Here is an 18,288-nt window from a genome sequence, read left to right on the forward strand (position 1 = left end):
CGCAAACGCTAGTACTCCTTCTGTTTCGCCAGATCCAGCAGCGCAAACAGGATCACGCCCACAATCGTATTCACCACTGCCCGCACCAGTTCGTGAATCCAACCCCAGGCATACGGCTGCGCCAGAAGCCGCCGTACCAGCAGCCAGTACATACCGCTGTGCAGAAAGAAAAATCCGAAGGTCAGCAGCGCGCGCGTGCCATGATTTTCCGTATCGATCCGCACGCCAAGCGATGCCGCCAGGTAGCCGATGATCGATTTGCAGATGCCGAAGATACCCAGAGGCTGGCGCGTCAACGCGTCCTGCGCAATGCCGATCACCGCTCCTACCACCGTCCCCACAACCGGATTGCGCCGCGAGATAGCGAAATAAATCGTCACCAGCAGCGGCAGGTCCAGCATGTCGAAGCGAGAAAAATGCAGCGAGACAAAGGACTGCAATCCCAGCGCAAGAATCGGCACCAGGATAAACAGAATCAGTGGATAGGACTGTACCTCGATATCGCGCCGGGCCGCGGCGCTCAGCCGGCTCATTATAAGCGGCCTCCCTGAGGCTGTTGAGCGGGTGTGCTCTGCTGCGGTTGCGGCTTTGGTTTTTGCAGCATGGTCGGCGGCGGACGGCTGCCGTCATCGGGGACCAACTCCGGTCCTTTGTGTTGCGCAGGCGCTGTACTCGGCGGCTTCTGCGGCTGAGTAGCCGGAGTATGTTGCGCGGGTGTTCCTGAAGATGGCTGCGTAGTCGAAGGTCGGGGCACCGCGGTCGTAGCGGACGGAGAGGGTGTAGGTTTCTTCGCGGACGAGGGCAGCGGCCCATCGACGACCACTATCGTCTTGGGCGGCGCCGGATTCACGCCGGCATTTGCGGCATTGTTTGTCTTTGGCACTGCCGGACGGGTCACAGGAGTCGTCACGCCAGTAGTGCTGCTTCTCGTCTCGCTGCTTCTTGTCTCACCGTTCCCGCTGCTCACAGTGGATGCGCTCGCTGCCGGTTTCGGAGTGGAGGCCGGCGCATGATTCGCATTCTCACCAGTGCTGTTCGCAACCGCAGGCCGTGTGACTGTCCCTGTGGGAGGCCGGCTGCCGTCATCCGGCACCATTTGCGGTACTTTCTTCTTCGGCGCTACCTCTGCACTATCGGTTCCACCGCTCGCAACTCCGCTACTGCTGCTCGATGGCGTCGCAGGACGCGGCTTCGACACCGTCAGCACTCCCTCCGACTGCGGAGCCAGCCGTGCTCCCGGCGTCAAAGTAGTGGCAGCGGGAGTCGAATTCGGCGTGAACCTGTCAGCATGCACCGCTGCCGGAGGACGCATCGGGCGGCCGATATCTTCTCCTTGCGCATCTGGTGAAGCGTCGTTATCTTCGCTATCCGGCGGAGCATCCGGATCGATTCGGCTCGGCAGCCGTTCTGCCAGAACCTCCGAAGCTCTAAGCTGTTCCGTACTCGCAACCGCTTCGCTCTGGATCATGTCCAGCTTCTGCCGGGGCGTGACCTCCGCCCCCATATTAGTGACAACTAGAACTTCTTCCAGCTGCGAAAGATTCGCTGCTGGCCGGATCACCACATCCACCAGCGGATCACGCTCCGGATCGACAATCACGCGGTCGACATATCCCACTGCCAGCCCACGCGGAAAAATCTGATCGCCGCCACTCGTCACCACCGGCTCGCCCGCTTTGATACGTTCATCCGGCATCACGCTCATCACCTGCGGCTGTCCCAACGCGTTGCCGCGCAAAATGCCACGGATGCGAGTCGTTGCAAGAATCACGCCCGCGCCACTGGTGGGATCGGTAATCTCGAGCACCTGGCTGGTATGGGGGAAGACTTCGCGGATACGTCCTACGACCCCGTCCGTCGTAATCACCGGCATATCGACGGCCACCCCGTCTTTCGCGCCTTTGTCGATGGAAAGAATGCGCGACTGCTCTACGCCCGAAGTGCCGATAATCTGCGCGGGGAGCGTGTGGTAGACATATTTTTCTTTGAAGGCTAGCAGCTGCTGCAACCGTTGTCCCTGGCGGGCGTCTTCGGCAATGCCGCCCTCCTGGATACGCAGCCGTCGCAACTCTAACTCAAGGTCTTTATTTTGTTGTCGAACGTGAATCAGATCGAGATAGTTGTCCCACACGCCAAGAATGCTTGTGCCCAGCCAGTGCACCACCCGTTCCGGCGGCGTTACCAGGCTGATCGCCCAGTAGCGAATCAGGCGCACCCCGCCCGCATCCGGCTGCGCGTGTTCTTTCGGCAGCGGACGGCGGACCTGGATGGCCACTCCGATGACCTGCGCCAGGAGCACCACAATCAGGACCAGGGCGTTCTTGTAACGGCTTAAGAAGGATTCCATGGCCTATTGCCTGATGCTCAGTGCGAGGCAGGCGAGGACTTCGGTCCTCGCAACCATGCCAATACAGTCGATGGGCTTCAGCCCCTGAGGTTTACGGTTCCTCATCCATCCAACAAAAAGCAATGCAGAAACCTAGTCAATCTTGATCTTACGCAGCAAACGGAAGTCGCTGAGCATTTTTCCTGTGCCCAGAACCACGCTGGCCAACGGATCGTCGGCGATCGAAACCGGCAGCCCGGTCTCCTCGCGAATACGCTTGTCTAAATTCTTAATCAGCGCGCCACCGCCAGTCAGCACAATGCCACGGTCGCTGATGTCCGCCGAAAGCTCCGGAGGCGTCCGCTCAAGTGCTACGCGAATCGCATTCATGATGGTCGAGATGCACTCGCCCAGCGACTCGCGGATCTCGCTGTCATCAATGGTGATCGTCTTGGGCACACCCTCGATCAGGTTGCGGCCCTTAATCTCCATCGTCAGCGGCTTATCCAGCGGATACGCCGAGCCAATCTCCTGCTTGATCTGCTCCGCCGTCCGCTCGCCGATCAAAAGATTGTATTTCCGCTTGAGGTAGTTCATCACCGCCTCGTCCATCTGGTTGCCGGCCATGCGCACCGAACGCGAATAGACGATACCGGCCAGCGAAATCACGGCGATATCTGTCGTCCCGCCGCCAATATCGACGACCATGTTACCGCTCGGCTCGGTAATCGGCAGACCTGCGCCGATCGCCGCCACCATCGCCTGCTCCACCAGAAACACTTCGCTCGCCTTGGCGCGATACGCTGAGTCCTCAACCGCCCGCTTTTCTACCTGGGTAATCTCAGACGGCACGCCGATCACAATACGCGGATGCACCAGCATCTTGCGGTTGTGCGCCTTCTGGATGAAGTAGTTCAGCATCTTTTCCGTGACTTTGAAATCGGCGATGACGCCGTCCTTCATCGGCTTGATGGCGACGATGTTGCCCGGCGTGCGGCCCAGCATCTCCTTCGCCTCTTTGCCCACGGCCTCAACTTCGCCGGTATTTTTGTTAATGGCGACAATGGAAGGCTCATTCACGACGATGCCCTTGCCCCGGGCATAGACGAGCGTATTGGCAGTACCTAGATCAATGGCCAGATCGCTGGAAAACATACTGAACAGCGAGCGCAGACCGTGCGACCGCGAAGAGCGCGAAGAGAAACCGTTCGATGACATGAAGAAATGCTTTTCCGTGGACTCAACTTCATTGTAAGGCCAGCAAGCATTTGCTGCACCGCAGCAGCGCGTGGATTTCTTGGCTTTTTCTAGGAAATTACAACGGTACAGAGCCTTTCAGTAATACTCGTCTTAGTCCATAACAATCAACATGCACGCATCCGCGACAAATAATGCGCCAGTCTTCGTCATGCGATATCCTCTTTAGTTTGGCTATCCCGCATTCACGAAAGCAGATTCCATGTCCCACAAGCTCTACAAAAACCTCATCGGCGGCGAATGGGTCGCCGCAAAGACCGGCAAGACTTTCCTCAACATCAATCCCGCAGACAAGAACGATATCGTCGGCGAATTCCAATCCTCCGGCGCCGACGATGTAGACGCAGCCGTCAAAGCCGCAGAAGCGGCCTTCAAGACATGGCGCATCTTCCCCGCGCCCAAGCGCGCTGAAATTCTCTACCGCACCGGACAGCTTCTTGAGCAGCGCAAAGAGCAGTACGCGCAGGAGATGACCCGCGAAATGGGCAAAGTCATCGCCGAAACACGCGGCGACGTGCAGGAAGCCATCGACACCGCCTACTACATGGCAGGTGAAGGCCGCCGACTCTTCGGCCAGACCACGCCTTCCGAGCTGCAGAATAAGTTCGCCATGTCCGTGCGCATGCCTGTCGGCGTCTGCGGCATGATCGCCCCCTGGAACTTCCCCATGGCCATCCCCTCGTGGAAGCTCTTCCCTGCACTGGTCTGCGGCAACACCTGCGTCATTAAGCCTGCTGAAGACACACCGCTCTCGACCTTCAATCTCGTGCAGACGCTCATCGACGCAGGCCTGCCCAAAGGCGTCGTCAACATCGTCACCGGATACGGCCCCGACGCCGGAGCGCCCATCGTCTCGCATCCCGGCGTGCGCGCCGTCTCTTTCACCGGATCTTCCGAAGTTGGCCGCATCGTCGGCCAGACCGCAGCCGCAAACTTCAAGCCCTGCTCACTCGAAATGGGCGGCAAGAACGCCATGATCGTCCTCGACGACGCCAACCTCGACCTCGCGCTCGACGGAGCCGTCTGGGGATCCTTCGGCACCGCGGGCCAGCGCTGCACGGCCACCAGTCGCATCATCCTCCACAAGAAAATTGCCGCTGAGTTCACCGAAAAGCTCGTAACCCGCGCCAAGGCCCTCAAGGTAGGCAACGGCCTCGACGAGTCCATCGAAATGGGCCCGCAAATCAACGAGCAGCAGATCGAGACCTCGACCAAATACAGCAAAATCGCGCAGGAAGAAGGCGCAAAGATTCTCTGTGGCGGCACGCGTCTCGCAGAAGGCCCGCACGCCAACGGAACCTTCTTCGCTCCCACCGTCGTCGCCGGGGTAAAGCCAAAGATGCGCATCGCGCAGGAAGAAGTCTTCGGCCCGGTCGTCAGCCTGATTGAATGCGATAGCTTTGACGACGCCCTCGACATTGCCAACAGCATCCAATACGGCCTCTCGACCGCCCTCTACTCGCGCGATGTCAACCATGCCTTCCGCGCCATGCGCGACCTCGAAGCCGGCATCACTTACATCAACGCGCCCACCATCGGAGCAGAAGTTCACCTGCCCTTCGGCGGCGTCAAACAGACCGGCAATGGCCACCGTGAAGGCGGCACCGGCGCACTCGATTTCTACACAACCTGGAAATCCGTTTACGTCGACTACTCCGACAAACTACAGCGAGCACAGATCGACTAAACAAGACGCAAACCGCCATGCGGCGCTGCGCGGCCCTTCACCGAAATGGAAGTACTCCTTCGGAAGGCAGCGCACAAATAGGGTTGGCTCTATTGCGCCGCAAGCTGTTTCTCACTGAAAACCAGGCACCGCTGAAAAAATGGCAGAGCCTCAGTCGCAACGCGTCCATCGTCGCCCCAGTTTTTCTCTCCCCACGACCCGTTATATTCTTCCGCCTCATTGGGAACGCCGAATTCATTCAGCTTGTGCGCAAACGCCTGGTTCGCGTAAACGTGATCCTGATTCCCATCGCTTCGCCCCCAGTCAAACTTGAAGCCTCGAAGCGATTTCAAATTCTCCGCGTACCGCGGAATCATCGTCTCCAGCAGAAAACCGTTCCGCAGCTTGTCTGTGAGCGCCGAATCAGTCACCAGCTTGTCGCCATCCTTGCGCGCCGGCAGGTCGGCGAAGAGCGGCGGCTTCTCCGGCTCAGGCAGAAACGCCTGATACATGGTCAGAAAAAGTATCGAAAGCCCATCTTTCTTCACGTCATCGATCGATTTCGCGCTCCATAAAATCTCCCAATTAGGCCGCACATGCATAGTCTGTATGCCCGATCCCGTCCCGACCGGATGCAGCGCATACAGCGATCCAAAGACCTCCGGGTGCCGCATCCCTAACCGGATCGCTCCATATCCTCCCATGCGATCTCCCATCAGTCCGCGCGAGTCACGGCTGGCCAGCGTTCGAAAATTGGAGTCCATGTAAGCAACCAGATCCTTCGCAACGAAGTCTTCCCAGTTCCCTGTCGCCGGTGAATTCGCAAACCACGAAGGCCCCAGCGGCGTATTCATATCCACCGAAACAACGATGAATTTCCTAATGACGCCCCGCGCAATGGCCCGATCGAAAACCTCCTGCGCGCCCTGACTATCGAATAACGCACCGTATCCATCAAACGAAAAAGGAAAGTAATAGATCACCGGATACCGCTGCGACGACCCCTCATAACCAGCAGGCAGATAGATCGCCATTTTTCGCACGGGATCAGTCCCGATCCTGCTCTGCGCCAGGCTCGCCGATCTCAGTTCGCGGCGAAGAATCTGACTACCATCCGCAGCAGATACCGGAACAATGCTGACAAGGATGAAAAGAAAAACAGCCGACAGATTTCGCACTACCCTCATCGTGTTGCCCTCTCTTCGTTCGAGATACACGGCCGCCCATCGCGAGCATCAATGCGTTAGGGAAATTTCCTTGTTAGACGTCTGCACAGCGAATTGGAAAGACAAGCCAGGGGAACCCAATCGCTCTGGGTGCCCCATCCCTTCGCGCTCTCTGCGAAAGGGTGGGATAGATCAACTTACCCCTGCCCGAAGAGCTTAGCGAAGAAGTGTCCGATGTGATGGAATAATCCGCCGGATTTCTCTGGCTGTGGCGGCGGCGGAGCTTCGACAGGCGGCGCAGCTGAAGCCACCGGAGCAGGCGGAGTTACAGGAGGCGCGGTCGCAGGCTGATTCGGCGCAGCGCCATTATAGGTAAGCGGAACCTCAACCTGCGCATGCGGCGTTCCTACCGGAACCACCGGCTCTGATGGAGGCGGAGGAGGCTGCTTCAATCCCTCGCTCACTGCCAGCGGAAACGCCGTATCTGCCGGCGTTGAAGAAGGCCCGCCCACAGGCTTCTCGTTATTGCTTGCGACCGCAACCGCCGTATCCGGAGGACAACCGCAGGGCTCAGCCTCGTTATCCACCACCTGCTGCAGGCTTCCATGCTCGAACAGCACGCGCTGGTTCGGCTTCACCCGGTAGATGCCGCCCTCAAACTGACTGGTCACCGTAATGTACGGAGCGTTGTCGCCGTGGTTGTCAATGCAGGTATCGCCCTTCTGGTTCATCCGCATCTTCAAATCCGCCATGCCTGGGCCGGAGACAAGAATCCGGAGGTCAGGCGTCAGCAGCACATCCGAATATGATCCGGTCTTGTAGTTCGCCTCGATCGCTCCGCGATCGAGCGCCAGCATCAGTGCCGTCGAGTTTTCCCCTTGAGCCTGAGCGACTGATTTATCCCGCGTCAGGTGAACGGTCGTCGAAGCGCACAGCCGTAAATTACCTCCGCGCGCCAGCGTCACATTGGCAGTCTTGTCGCCCGCCGTAACGCTGCCGTTGTTGCCGATCGTCGCCTTCCCGTTCACCACTTCGAGCGATCCGGAAACCGTCACACCCTCGGTCGGAACATAGGCAATCGGCTGCTCCTGCGCGTAAGCAGTCAGCGCAAGCCCCAGCAGCGGAAGATACTTCAGCAGCATGAAATGCTACAGCTCCAGAAAATTCTTGATGAGTCGCTTGCCGTCCTGCGTCAGCACGCTTTCAGGGTGGAACTGCACGCCTTCAACCGGAAACTTGCGATGCCGCAGACCCATGATCGTCCCATCGGCAGTCCGCGCCGTGATCTCGAGCTCATCCGGCAATCCCTTTTCCGCAACAATTAGCGAGTGGTAGCGCGTGCAGGTCATCGGATTGGCCAGCCCGCTGAAAATCGTCTTTCCGTCATGTTTCACTTCGCTCGTCTTGCCATGCATCAGTTTCGGCGCGCGCACCACTTCGCCGCCAAACGCGGCTCCAATCGCCTGGTGCCCAAGGCACACTCCTAGAATTGGCACCTTACCGGCAAAGCGCTTGATCACATCAATCGAGATGCCCGCCTCGTGCGGCGTGCACGGTCCCGGCGATAGCAGAATCCGCTCCGGACCGAGCGCCTCTACCTCATCCACCGTAAGCTCGTCATTGCGGCGCACCGTCATCTCTGCGCCCAGCTCGCCCATATACTGCACCAGGTTGTAGGTAAATGAATCGTAGTTATCGAGGACGAAGACCATATGCTGTCTTCAGTGTAACTCCCTGCGGTTCGGCGAGTTGCTTGCACATAAAGACCGTCGCCTGCGGATTGTCGTTGTAGCGCTCGCACGGCAGGTATCCATGCCGACGGTAAAAGCGGATCGCAGGCATCAGGTCTTTCTTCGAATCCAGGTAAAGCCTGGCATAGCCGTGCTCCATCGCATACGCCTCCAACGCCTTGAGCAGCGTCTCCGCGATCCCCTGTCCCCGATGCCCAATGCGCACATATAACCGCTTGATCTCGCCGCTCTTCCGCGGGCGCTGCAAGCGCCGCAATGCAATGCATCCGATCGTCTCGCCTTCAGCCGTCGCCAGCCACACTCCGGCTCCATCGGCGAAGTACTCCCGCTCAAATTCTGCCCGGTCATCCCGCGCCACTACTCCTATCTCCTCGTAGTACGCGCAAACGATTTTGTAGGCAGCTTCCGCTTCTATTGCCGATGCCCGATGAATCTTCACCACAGCAGAGTAAGACATTCGAAGCAACATGGCACTATAATTTGCAGCAGGCAATCCGATCCCCGAGACGAACGAGTATCTGGTTGCTGCCAAATGCTTCTGGAGGTCCTCCAAATGAAGCTCACTTTCCTCGCTCTCGTCACCTTATCTGCCACCGCCCTGGCCCAAAACGCAACTCCCGGCTCTCCCGCCGACTTCCGCCAGAATCCTCCCATTTCGCAGGTTGGCTGTCCCGTCAGCTTCACCACCGTTGCCCTTGAAACGAAGGCGCGCCTGATGCCCGTCCAGGTCGGCCAGCCGCAGGACGGCAGCCTTTCCTTCGAATACAGGAATCAAAGTGGGAAGAAAATTCAGTCCATCGCCGTACGCGTAGAGCTGCTCATGAAAAAGAGCGTCTATGACCTCGACGCGACACCCATCGCCCTGAACATGATGCTGGCCGGAAACGGCGCAGTAGAAACGCTGCCTCTCGCCATTCGCGCCTATGGCCTCACCCGTGTAAACCTCCAGCAGGTGACCTACTCCGACGGCACCATCTGGACTGCTGGCGACAAGCTGCATTGCGGCTATGCGCCTCAAGGCACTGAAAATATCGGCAAGCTCCAATAGCGCGTTTCAGGAAAACCCTGGGTGCCCCATCCTTTCGCGCCTTTTGCGAAAGGATGGGATGAGAATCACTCTTCCGCCCACCGCCGGGCTCCTCCTCTAAAAAGGGGCGCACGATACAATCCCCATAGATCATGCTCAAAAAGGCTGTCCTTCTCGCCGTCATTCTCCTCGCATACAGCACAACACGAGCCGAAGAGCCGCAATCCGCAAAATCCGCCTTCCAGAGCTACATCGCGGCACTTGAAACCCGCTTCGACCAGCAGAACGCCTCAGCACAGAATTTCCTTTCCATCGACCAACAAGCTGCCCGGCAACATCAGATCCCCATTCATCAGATCAAGACCCCTCAAGTCGAGGGCGGCACCATCGAAGACTGGATCGGAGGCGCATTTCTTCCCGGCGCAACTCTCGATCAGGTCCTCAAAATTGACCAGGACTACGCCCGCTACGTCACCTATTACGCCCCGGAAATCGTGCAGGCCCGCGTCCTCTCCCATCAGGGAAACCACTTCCAGGTCTTCTATCGCCTTAAAAAGCACAAGGTCGTCACCGTCGTCCTCGACACCATTCACAACATTGACTTCCTCCCGCTCGCCAGCGATCGCTACGCCGTTCGCTCCCGTTCCGTAAGCGTCCGTGAAGTCCGCGATGCCGGAGAAGCGGACGAAAGAGTCCTACCCGAGGGCGAAGGTCTCGGCTTTCTCTGGGCCATGAATTCCTACTGGCGCGTCCAGCAGCGCGACGGAGGTGTCTACATCGAATGTGAAGTCGTAACCCTCGCCCGCTCCATTCCCATGGGCATGGGAGCGCTGCTCCGCCCGACCATCGAATCCTTCGCCTCCGAATCGCTCACCAACACGCTTAAAGAAAAAGTCGGTGCGGTCCTGCCAGCGGCCAGGCAATAAAAACCCGATTCTTCCGGCATTGCAACCACGGCAATCCCTGGCTTCATCGAACCTCTCAGAGAGCCTGACGGTTGGTAGGCAAACTCGGGGAGCCTGCATGCCAGCTGCGAGGACGATTCAAACCGACATACCGGCGCGCATGGACGCGCTGCCCTGGAGCCGTTGGCACTGGGTCATCGTCACCGCCCTCGGCGTGACGTGGATTCTCGATGGACTCGAAGTCACCTTAGCAGGAGCGGTCGGCGCCGCCCTCAAAGATCCGCAAGCCCTTCACCTGACTGATTCACAGGTGGGCTTCTCCGCAACCTGCTATCTCATGGGTGCCGTCGTTGGAGCGCTCCTTTTCGGATACGCCACCGACCTCTTCGGAAGAAAAAAGCTCTTCTTCATCACCCTCGCGCTTTACGTCTGCGCCACGGCAGCCACCGCATTCTCGTGGAGCGCCACCAGCTACTTCATATTCCGCGCGCTCACCGGCGCCGGTATTGGAGGCGAATACGCCGCCATCAACTCTGCCATCGACGAGCTCATTCCTGCGCGTCTCCGCGGACAGGTCGATCTCGCCATCAACTCTACCTTCTGGCTCGGAGCCGCCCTCGGCTCAGGAGCGACCATCTTCCTGCTCAATCCTTCCCACATCCCCGTGCATCTCGGCTGGCGATTCGCATTCGGCATCGGCGCAGTTCTTGGAATATGTATTCTCTTTCTCCGTACCGCCGTCCCTGAAAGCCCGCGCTGGCTCGTCATCCATGGCCGCGTTGATGAAGCCAATAAGATCGTCGCGGATATTGAGCAGCAGGCGGAGAAAACCGCAGAAGGGCCAGCTGGTGCCTCATCGAAAAATCATGACAAGACCGAAATCCATCCTCGCAAGCGAACCACATTCCGCGAGATCGCTCACACCATGCTCGTCGAGCACCGCCGGCGCTCGATCCTCGGTTTCGTCCTGATGATCGCGCAGGCCTTCTTCTATAACGCCATCTTCTTTACCTACGCTCTCGTTCTCACCCGGTTCTACAACATTCCGGCCGCACGCGTAGGTCTTTACATCTTCCCCTTTGCTCTGGGAAATATTCTCGGCCCCATTCTTCTCGGGCAGCTCTTCGACAGCGTCGGCCGCAAGCCGATGATCATCCTCACCTACTCGCTCTCCGGGATTCTGCTCGCCATCACAGGCTTTCTCTTTGCGCGCGGCATGCTCACCGCCACCACCCAATCCATTGCATGGACCGTCATCTTCTTCATCGCCTCCTGCGCTGCCAGCTCGGCCTACTTAACAGTGAGCGAAATATTCCCTCTCGAGCTGCGCGCCATGGCCATCTCTGTCTTCTATGCTTTCGGCACTTTGGTCGGAGGCGTTTTTGCCCCGACGCTCTTCGGTCATCTCATCGGAACCGGCTTGCGCATGAATCTCTTTTACGGTTATCTCGGCGGAGCTGCGCTGATGATCATCGCCGCCATTTTCGAGGGATTCTTCGGAGTCAAGGCAGAACGGCAGTCGCTCGAATCCATAGCCGCCCCGCTTTCCAGCAAGGCAGCGTGACAAGCCTCAATTAAGTCGCGCAGTGTGAATTCGGATCTCGAACGAGCCCCAGGTTGGGTGCCAGACTAAAGGTAGCGTTGCCGTTGCCCAGCATCACGTCGAAGGTATCGCCATCATCGTCATCGTAGACGACCGCCAGGTCGGCAATCCCGTCTCCATTGAAGTCAGCCGCGGAAAGATGCGGAGAGGTCCCGGGCATGCGCAAAGGAAAAGACCATCCACGTTCGAATGATCCCGCGCCGGCGCCGGTAAATACGGTCACTGAACTCGAGCGCCAGTCCGCCACCGCAAAATCAAGCCTGCCGTCATGGTTGAAGTCGGCTACTGCAATGGACGCAGCCGATTGCAGGTGAGCTATCTCCTCGGCTTGCGCCAGGCTGCCCTTCCCGTCTGCAAGGAACAACACCACCGTCCCATCGTCATCGCCTACGATCACATCGGGTACGCCGTCGCCGTTTACATCTCCCACAGCAATCGATCGCGGCTTGTGCCCCGGAATCGGATAGGACGCATTCTGTTGGAAGCCGCCGTTCGCCCGACCCAGCGACACCGTCAAAATTCCCGTTCCCGTCGGATCCCCACCCGCAGTCGCTTCCGCTATATCGACGACGCCGTCCCGGTTAAAGTCCCCCATCACAACAAGTCTGGAAGCTGCATCGTCTGAGTCGTCGTCTCCAGCTCCAAATCCGGCAGCGTAGGCCCGGAACGGCGTCCACGCTGCGACAGCAAATACAATCATTGCGGCGCAGGTCACTCGTCCCGTTTTGAGGGCAGTTCGAATCATCAAGGTCCCTGTAAAAAGCTTAACTCCCAGCCGGGACCTGTGACACCCTTTTCGCACTTTTTCCGCCTGAAAGAATTCGAATCGCCGGTGAATAAGCTGAACAAGGAGAAGTATTTCTCGCAAAACCATGACGCTCAATTGCCGCTCTTTCCGGTAATTCTTAACGGATTTTATATGCGTTCTCCCATAAAGTGAGTACGTTGCACTGCTTTCAGGAAGTAGTCTTGATTCATTCCTGCACCGGAGTTGGGCTTGCTGGAGGATGCTTGAGGAGTTTGGCGTTAGCAGGAATGATCTGTCTCTCGTCTCTGGGAACGTATTGCGGCAACGCTCAGCAGATTCCGAATGCGCCAGAGCCTGCGACGTCAGCAAAGGCCACTGACACACGGAACTTCTTTACGCGCTGGATCGACTTCTACAGGCAGGACTGGAAGGGGACCGCAACCGCCGGCCCGGCAGCCCCTCGGCGGGGCCTGCCTTCCCCATTGAGTTCACCCCCATTCCCCAGCGCGGACTGGTCTTATGGCGGCTCACCCACCATCGGAGAATCCGACGGAAATGTCTATCCGCTGCAGACCGCGATCGATGAAGCGAAGGGACGCACAAAAGTCTATGGGTGGATCGAGCCCACCGCGAATGTATCGACATCGCGCGACAGAAACTATCCGGAAACGAACGATATTTATTCAAATCGCGTAGAGCTCGGGCAGGCCGTCGTATATGTCGAGCGCCTCCCCGATTCTGTGCAGCGGGACCATATCGACTGGGGATTTCATCTGACCGGCTTCTTCGGAACCGACTACCGCTCAACCACAAACAAGGGATACTTCAGCAGTCAGTTGCTCGACCACAACCGCCAATACGGCTTCGATCCAGTGCTCGAATATGCGGACATCTACTTCCCTCATGTAGCAAAAGGTATGAACCTCCGAGCAGGACGATTCATCTCCATTCCCGGCATCGAAGCCCAGTTGACGCCGAACAATTACATCTTCAGTCACTCTCTGCTCTACGCCGTCGATCCCTTTACCGATACGGGCCTGCTGTCCACCATCCAGCTGAGCGATCAATGGGTGGTGCAGGCTGGAATCTCGGGAAGTCACGATGTCGCGCTATGGACTGAAGACGCCAAGCCATCGTTCATGGGCTGCGTGAGCTATACGACAAAGAGTGTGAATGACAACCTGTACCTGTGCGCAAACGGAATCAACGACGGCAAGTACGCCTTCAACAATCTGCAGATGTATGACGGCACCTGGTATCACAAGTTTGGCAGCACATGGCACATCGCAACCGAGATGTATTCGATGTACCAGAGAGATGTGCCCAGCACCCACGGACCCATTGCGCCTGAAAAGGGAACCAACGGCGCGAATTGCAGACCCGGCCTGCAGGCCTGCCTGGCGCCGGAATGGGCGATGGTCAATTACATCAATAAGCAGCTTTCGCCACACGACTTCGTCTCATTTCGCAGCGATTTCCTGAACGACAAAAAAGGCCAGCGAACCGGATATGCTACGAAATACAGTGAGGCCACGCTGATGCTGAGCCATTGGGTAGGATCGACGGTGCAGATAAGGCCGGAAATACGCTTCGATCACGCCTGGGACCGTAGGTCCTACGACCAGGGAACGCGGACCAATCAATTTACCTTCGCAACGGATGTGATCTTCCACTTCTAGCCAGAGCAGATTTCATTCAACTCCAGCGAAGATGAAAAACATACACATAAAGCAGCGCCAGCATGCCGATGACACTCGCCAGCAGAATACTGTGCTTCAGGGTGAAGCGCAGAAGCTTCGACTGGTCTGTTACCGACAGGCCGGTTGCTGCGGCGGCGACCGCGATTGTCTGCAGGCTGATCATCTTGCCCATCACGCCGCCAGCGGAGTTCGTGGCCGCCATAAGAATCGGGTCCAGGTGCAGGCGCTGTGCAGTGATCACCTGCAAGCCGCCGAATAACGCGTTCGCTGATGTATCCGATCCCGTCAGAAAAACACCCAGCCACCCCAGCAGTGCGCTGAAAAATGGAAACAGTACTCCAGTCGCTGAAAACGCAAGTCCCAGCGTTGCCGTCGCTCCGCAGTAATTCATCAGGAAGGCGATGGCAAGTACTGAGGTGACAGTCACCGTTGGCAGCAGGAGCGTACGCACAACCGACAGCAGGACGCGCATCAACTGCAGCGGGCCTACCCTTAAACAAACAGCTGAAAGCAATGTCGCCACCATGCACGACGTGCCCGATGCGGCAAACCAGTTCAAATTGAAGATCGCAGGATATGGAGCCGCCCGGGCAACAATCGGAGGCATGCGCCGCACTGCGTTATGTAGAAAAGGCCAGTGGATTGCGATGCTCGCCTGATCCAGCAACGCGTGTACCGGCTTATAGCCCCACAGCAGGACACACACCACCAGCAAACCGTATGGCAGCCACGCATAGATCGCCTCGCCCACGCTGTACTCGGGAATCTCCGCTGCCATCACGGCATTTTCAGGCAGGTAGATGCTCGTGTCATGCTTTGCCGGATGCCAGAAGCGCAGCACCGCAATCAGTGTGAGTATGGCGGTCAGCGACGAAAGAATGTCCGTGAGTTGCGGCCCGATAAAATTCGAGACGGAAAACTGCACCGACGCGAAGGCCACACCGGCGGCCACGGCCGGAAACCATATCCCTGCCATCCCTCTCAGGCCCCACATCGCGATGACCAGATATGCGGGAAGAATGAGAGAAACAGGAGCACAAAGACTGCCCACTGCGGCGCTCAGCTTATCGAGCGGCAGCCCAGTGGTTCCAGCCAGCGTTACCAGCGGAATCGCGATAGAGCCGAATGCCACCGGCGCCGTATTCGCGAGCAGGCAGATGCCCGAAGCGCCGAATGCAGGGAAGCCCAGCCCTGTAAGCATCGTCGCCGCAATAGCTACGGGCGTGCCGAACCCCGCAGCGCCTTCAAGGAACGCACCAAATGCGAAAGCGATCAACAGGGCCTGCAGCCGGGGATCGGGCGTCAATCGGCTGATCGAGTGACGAATGATCTCGAACTTGCCTGTCACCTCGGTAACACGAAAGAGTGCGATGGCCCAGAAAACAATCCATGAAATGGGAAACAGCCCGAAAGCAGCCCCGTGAAAAGCTGCGCTCACCGCGGTTATAACGGGCATGTGATACGCCCCGATGGCGAGAACAAATGTCGCGCCGAGTCCGAAGAGCCCCGCGGCCCACGCCGGCTTGCGAAAAACTCCCAGCAGGATCAGCAACGTGAAGATAGGAACCGCAGCCAGCGCCGCAGAGAAGGCCAGACCTTGCCCGAAGAGAAGATACGTTTGAGGCCACGCCATGCTTGATATTGTTCAGTGAGTCGGAGTGACTGCTTTGACGGTAGGCCAATGGTATGGTGCCCTCAAAAAGCTGTCAACGAAGAGCCTGTGCATCAAAATGACGTCCGCGTAGACTTTTTCTCCCCAGCGACGTCTATTCTGAAAATTTCACTACATTTTTAAACGGGGTTGCTGTGAAAGCTACTCTAAGACGGAGTTCGTAAGAATGATTGTTGCCCGTCGTCGAGAAATTCTGGGATCGATTGCACTGGTTTTTACAGCATTGATATGCGGTTGCGGCGTCCACACCAACCAACTTGATTTGAGTCCATCCGTAGGCTCAGTTACGCTTACTCCCGGTTCCTCTGCGAATGTCGATGTTACGGCGGCCGCCGACGTATCCGGAACCATATCAATTACTGTCAGCGGCTTGCCTCCAGGCGTCACTGTATCGCCATCGCCTTTGCAGGTTGCGGCGGGATCCACGGGAACACTCACCTTCAAAGCCGCCATGAATGCGGCTGCTGATGCTTTTCCGGCAACCGGCCCAGCCAATACGGATTATGCAACTTATACAGTTACGATTTCAGGGGCGCTTCAGGCAGTCAGGAACAGCTCGAACCTTCAACTTACGGTTTCGCTGGAAAATCCCTCGTTCGTGCCGACGACAATGAACCTGCCTGTGGTCCGGATAACGACGCAGGACAATGCCCCCATCTTGAATAAGACGGACTATGTACAGGGCAACGTTACGATCACGCCCGGAACGGCCGATCCTGCCGATTCGCCCTACACCGGTCCAATGGAGGCGCACCTGCATGGCAACAGCACGATTGAAATGCCTAAAAAGCCTTATAAAGTAAAACTGAATTCAAAAGCGCCTCTATTAGGAATGCCCTCGAATAAGAATTGGATTCTGCTGGCTAATTACGATGACAAGGCTCTCATGAGAAATTATGTAGCTCTGGAGCTGAGCCAGCGGCTTAGCATGCCGTGGACGCCAAGTTCAGTATTTGTTGAGCTGTTCGTGAACGATCAGTACGAAGGTAATTACCAGTTGACGCAAGAGGTAGACATCGGCAAGACCCAGGTGAATATCACCGAAATGGATGACACAGACAATTCCGGAAAAGCGCTAACGGGAGGCTACCTTCTCGAAATTGATCAACATCAGGATGAAGACTTCGTCTTTACAACGCCCCATGGAGTGGAGTTTGGCCTGCAGGATCCCGACCCTGCGACCTCGGAACAATCTTCCTACATTCAAAGCTATGTGCAGGAGGCGGAAGATTCACTTTATTCTGGCAATTTCACTGACTCAACAACAGGCTGGCGCTCCTATTTCGATCAGAACACGCTAATTAACTGGTATCTGACAAATGAGATTATGGGGAACGTCGATGCTGACTTTTACAGCAGCGATTATGTCTACAAAGACAAAAACAATCCTCTTTTATACATGGGACCCGTATGGGACTTTGATATCAGTTCGGGAAACGTGAACTATGCGCCGATCGTAAGCCCCGACATATGGTGGGTGGGCACCGATGCCGCGTGGTATTCCCGGCTGTTCCAGGATCCAAAATTTACCGATGCCGTCATAGCCCGCTGGAAGCAGGTCAAAGCGTCGCAATTGGACACACTGCCAGCCTTCATCGACCAGACCGCTGCAAACCTGAATCAATCGCAGCAGAATAATTTCCAACGATGGCCGATTCTTGGAGTGGCTGTATGGCCGAATTCCGAGGTCGCAGGTTCCTATCAAGGAGAGGTGGACTTCCTGAAAAGCTGGCTGACACAGCGCATCGCCTGGATGGATTCGCAATTTAGCCAGGGCATCGGACCGACCGGTTCTGGTTCAGGCCCGGGAAGCGATTCCGGCTCGGGAAGCGGACTGGGTTCAACATCCAGCACCGCCGTAAAGCATTAGCCATTTGCGATTAGACAACGCACGTGTCGCTCAAGATTGACACGTTCACGCCAACACTTCTCTCTTGTTCAAAGGGGAAAAATGATTGGCAACCCGCTGTCGCCCCGCGCCATCCTTTACAAACGTAGACGTTTCACTGAAGTAAGAAAGGTGCGAACTCTCATGCAGTTTTTCCTTACTCATCCATGGCTCCTGTTTATCGCGGGCGCATGGCTCGGCGTTTTCGTAGGCTGCGGCGTGGCTCTGGTGCTCGCGGGTTCTCGCGTGCAAGATCTTGAAGCAAAAAAAGCCTTCCTGCAGATGAAGCTCGATAACCGAAGCAAAGCCAGAATGAAACTTCGTCAGCATCAGCATGCAGCTTAAAATGCAGCCCGGACAATTCGTTTCGCCGCTGAAGTCCCCAATGGTAACCAGTTTGTGGTTACAACAAATTGTTTCTTGGAACTAAAGAGTGACTAGGCAAGACCACCCAACGCAGCTAAAGTTGAATTATTGAGTAGCACTTGGGGGAGGGCTACTGAATTGTGACGCCGATGGACATACTGTCCATCGGCGTTTTACATTTTCAGTTCAACTCGTCACCCGTTATCGCGAAGC

The 18,288-nt window shown here is 57.0% G+C and carries 16 protein-coding genes; 6 read left to right on the forward strand and 10 right to left on the reverse strand.

Translation table 11 applies throughout. The features are described 5' to 3' along the window. Positions 1 to 8 precede the first annotated feature (8 nt). The 3 genes from mreD to GSQ86_RS01660 form a co-directional block, all read right to left on the reverse strand. Positions 9 to 533: a rod shape-determining protein MreD gene (gene mreD, locus GSQ86_RS01650; RefSeq protein ID WP_158748225.1), complete on the reverse strand. Its 525-nt coding sequence runs from the start codon at positions 531 to 533 to the stop codon at positions 9 to 11. Next, positions 533 to 2,347: a rod shape-determining protein MreC gene (gene mreC, locus GSQ86_RS01655; RefSeq protein ID WP_158748226.1), complete on the reverse strand. Its 1,815-nt coding sequence runs from the start codon at positions 2,345 to 2,347 to the stop codon at positions 533 to 535. Before mreC ends, mreD begins: the two co-directional genes overlap by 1 nt. 132 nt (positions 2,348 to 2,479) lie before the next feature. After that, the gene (locus GSQ86_RS01660) at positions 2,480 to 3,544 is read right to left on the reverse strand and encodes a rod shape-determining protein (RefSeq protein WP_158748227.1); all 1,065 of its coding nucleotides are present in this window, start codon (positions 3,542 to 3,544) and stop codon (positions 2,480 to 2,482) included. A gap of 241 nt (positions 3,545 to 3,785) precedes the next feature. On the opposite strand from GSQ86_RS01660, the gene GSQ86_RS01665 reads away from it, so the two are divergent. Next, a complete protein-coding gene (locus GSQ86_RS01665; RefSeq protein ID WP_158748228.1) occupies positions 3,786 to 5,270 on the forward strand; it encodes an aldehyde dehydrogenase family protein in 1,485 nt (494 codons plus the stop codon). A gap of 89 nt (positions 5,271 to 5,359) precedes the next feature. Here the strand turns inward: GSQ86_RS01665 and GSQ86_RS01670 are convergent, their stop codons facing one another. The 4 genes from GSQ86_RS01670 to GSQ86_RS01685 all read right to left on the reverse strand — a co-directional run bounded on the left by GSQ86_RS01670 (position 5,360) and on the right by GSQ86_RS01685 (position 8,623). Next, positions 5,360 to 6,436 carry an alpha/beta hydrolase-fold protein gene (locus GSQ86_RS01670; RefSeq protein ID WP_158748229.1) on the reverse strand — a complete coding sequence of 359 codons (1,077 nt, stop codon included), beginning with the start codon at positions 6,434 to 6,436 and terminating at the stop codon, positions 5,360 to 5,362. Positions 6,437 to 6,612: 176 nt separating this feature from the next. Next, complete coding sequence (locus GSQ86_RS01675) at positions 6,613 to 7,557, reverse strand: nuclease (protein WP_158748230.1); 945 nt, start codon at positions 7,555 to 7,557, stop codon at positions 6,613 to 6,615. A gap of 6 nt (positions 7,558 to 7,563) precedes the next feature. Then, positions 7,564 to 8,127 carry an aminodeoxychorismate/anthranilate synthase component II gene (locus GSQ86_RS01680; RefSeq protein WP_158748231.1) on the reverse strand — a complete coding sequence of 188 codons (564 nt, stop codon included), beginning with the start codon at positions 8,125 to 8,127 and terminating at the stop codon, positions 7,564 to 7,566. Beyond that, positions 8,108 to 8,623: a GNAT family N-acetyltransferase gene (locus GSQ86_RS01685; RefSeq protein WP_158748232.1), complete on the reverse strand. Its 516-nt coding sequence runs from the start codon at positions 8,621 to 8,623 to the stop codon at positions 8,108 to 8,110. Before GSQ86_RS01685 ends, GSQ86_RS01680 begins: the two co-directional genes overlap by 20 nt. A gap of 96 nt (positions 8,624 to 8,719) precedes the next feature. On the opposite strand from GSQ86_RS01685, the gene GSQ86_RS01690 reads away from it, so the two are divergent. The 3 genes from GSQ86_RS01690 (at position 8,720) to GSQ86_RS01700 (ending at position 11,662) form a co-directional block, all read left to right on the forward strand. Continuing rightward, entirely contained in the window at positions 8,720 to 9,214 is a 495-nt protein-coding gene (locus GSQ86_RS01690; RefSeq protein WP_158748233.1) for a hypothetical protein, read from the forward strand. Positions 9,215 to 9,345: 131 nt separating this feature from the next. Beyond that, positions 9,346 to 10,119, forward strand: coding sequence for a hypothetical protein (locus GSQ86_RS01695; RefSeq protein ID WP_158748234.1), 774 nt, complete (start codon positions 9,346 to 9,348; stop codon positions 10,117 to 10,119). Positions 10,120 to 10,216: 97 nt separating this feature from the next. After that, positions 10,217 to 11,662 (forward strand): MFS transporter, encoded by a 1,446-nt coding sequence (locus tag GSQ86_RS01700; RefSeq protein WP_158748235.1) that lies wholly within the window; start codon positions 10,217 to 10,219, stop codon positions 11,660 to 11,662. Positions 11,663 to 11,672: 10 nt separating this feature from the next. Here the strand turns inward: GSQ86_RS01700 and GSQ86_RS01705 are convergent, their stop codons facing one another. Further along, the gene (locus GSQ86_RS01705) at positions 11,673 to 12,446 is read right to left on the reverse strand and encodes a VCBS repeat-containing protein (protein WP_158748236.1); all 774 of its coding nucleotides are present in this window, start codon (positions 12,444 to 12,446) and stop codon (positions 11,673 to 11,675) included. Between the two features lie 275 nt (positions 12,447 to 12,721). Between GSQ86_RS01705 and GSQ86_RS01710 the strand changes: the two genes are divergently transcribed. Beyond that, positions 12,722 to 14,128 (forward strand): outer membrane beta-barrel protein, encoded by a 1,407-nt coding sequence (locus GSQ86_RS01710; protein WP_371719962.1) that lies wholly within the window; start codon positions 12,722 to 12,724, stop codon positions 14,126 to 14,128. Positions 14,129 to 14,144: 16 nt separating this feature from the next. Here GSQ86_RS01710 and GSQ86_RS01715 read toward each other — a convergent pair whose 3' ends face one another. Beyond that, the gene (locus GSQ86_RS01715; protein WP_158748238.1) at positions 14,145 to 15,782 is read right to left on the reverse strand and encodes an L-lactate permease; all 1,638 of its coding nucleotides are present in this window, start codon (positions 15,780 to 15,782) and stop codon (positions 14,145 to 14,147) included. Positions 15,783 to 15,987: 205 nt separating this feature from the next. On the opposite strand from GSQ86_RS01715, the gene GSQ86_RS01720 reads away from it, so the two are divergent. Continuing rightward, complete coding sequence (locus tag GSQ86_RS01720; protein ID WP_158748239.1) at positions 15,988 to 17,691, forward strand: CotH kinase family protein; 1,704 nt, start codon at positions 15,988 to 15,990, stop codon at positions 17,689 to 17,691. Positions 17,692 to 17,736: 45 nt separating this feature from the next. Here GSQ86_RS01720 and GSQ86_RS01725 read toward each other — a convergent pair whose 3' ends face one another. Next, the gene (locus GSQ86_RS01725) at positions 17,737 to 18,045 is read right to left on the reverse strand and encodes a hypothetical protein (protein WP_158748240.1); all 309 of its coding nucleotides are present in this window, start codon (positions 18,043 to 18,045) and stop codon (positions 17,737 to 17,739) included. Positions 18,046 to 18,288 lie beyond the last annotated feature (243 nt).

Origin of the sequence: Acidobacterium sp. S8 (genome assembly GCF_009765985.1) — a bacterium.
Classification (GTDB): Bacteria; Acidobacteriota; Terriglobia; order Terriglobales; family Acidobacteriaceae; genus Alloacidobacterium.

Bases quoted from the DNA above. Each gene is read 5' to 3' on its own strand.
- mreD (WP_158748225.1), bottom strand. From the start codon at position 533: ATGAGCCGGCTGAGCGCCGCGGCCCGGCGCGATATCGAGGTACAGTCC.
- mreC (WP_158748226.1), bottom strand. From the start codon at position 2,347: ATGGAATCCTTCTTAAGCCGTTACAAGAACGCCCTGGTCCTGATTGTG.
- GSQ86_RS01660 (WP_158748227.1), bottom strand. From the start codon at position 3,544: ATGTCATCGAACGGTTTCTCTTCGCGCTCTTCGCGGTCGCACGGTCTG.
- GSQ86_RS01665 (WP_158748228.1), top strand. From the start codon at position 3,786: ATGTCCCACAAGCTCTACAAAAACCTCATCGGCGGCGAATGGGTCGCC.
- GSQ86_RS01670 (WP_158748229.1), bottom strand. From the start codon at position 6,436: ATGAGGGTAGTGCGAAATCTGTCGGCTGTTTTTCTTTTCATCCTTGTC.
- GSQ86_RS01675 (WP_158748230.1), bottom strand. From the start codon at position 7,557: ATGCTGCTGAAGTATCTTCCGCTGCTGGGGCTTGCGCTGACTGCTTAC.
- GSQ86_RS01680 (WP_158748231.1), bottom strand. From the start codon at position 8,127: ATGGTCTTCGTCCTCGATAACTACGATTCATTTACCTACAACCTGGTG.
- GSQ86_RS01685 (WP_158748232.1), bottom strand. From the start codon at position 8,623: ATGTCTTACTCTGCTGTGGTGAAGATTCATCGGGCATCGGCAATAGAA.
- GSQ86_RS01690 (WP_158748233.1), top strand. From the start codon at position 8,720: ATGAAGCTCACTTTCCTCGCTCTCGTCACCTTATCTGCCACCGCCCTG.
- GSQ86_RS01695 (WP_158748234.1), top strand. From the start codon at position 9,346: ATGCTCAAAAAGGCTGTCCTTCTCGCCGTCATTCTCCTCGCATACAGC.
- GSQ86_RS01700 (WP_158748235.1), top strand. From the start codon at position 10,217: ATGCCAGCTGCGAGGACGATTCAAACCGACATACCGGCGCGCATGGAC.
- GSQ86_RS01705 (WP_158748236.1), bottom strand. From the start codon at position 12,446: ATGATTCGAACTGCCCTCAAAACGGGACGAGTGACCTGCGCCGCAATG.
- GSQ86_RS01715 (WP_158748238.1), bottom strand. From the start codon at position 15,782: ATGGCGTGGCCTCAAACGTATCTTCTCTTCGGGCAAGGTCTGGCCTTC.
- GSQ86_RS01720 (WP_158748239.1), top strand. From the start codon at position 15,988: ATGATTGTTGCCCGTCGTCGAGAAATTCTGGGATCGATTGCACTGGTT.
- GSQ86_RS01725 (WP_158748240.1), bottom strand. From the start codon at position 18,045: ATGCTGATGCTGACGAAGTTTCATTCTGGCTTTGCTTCGGTTATCGAG.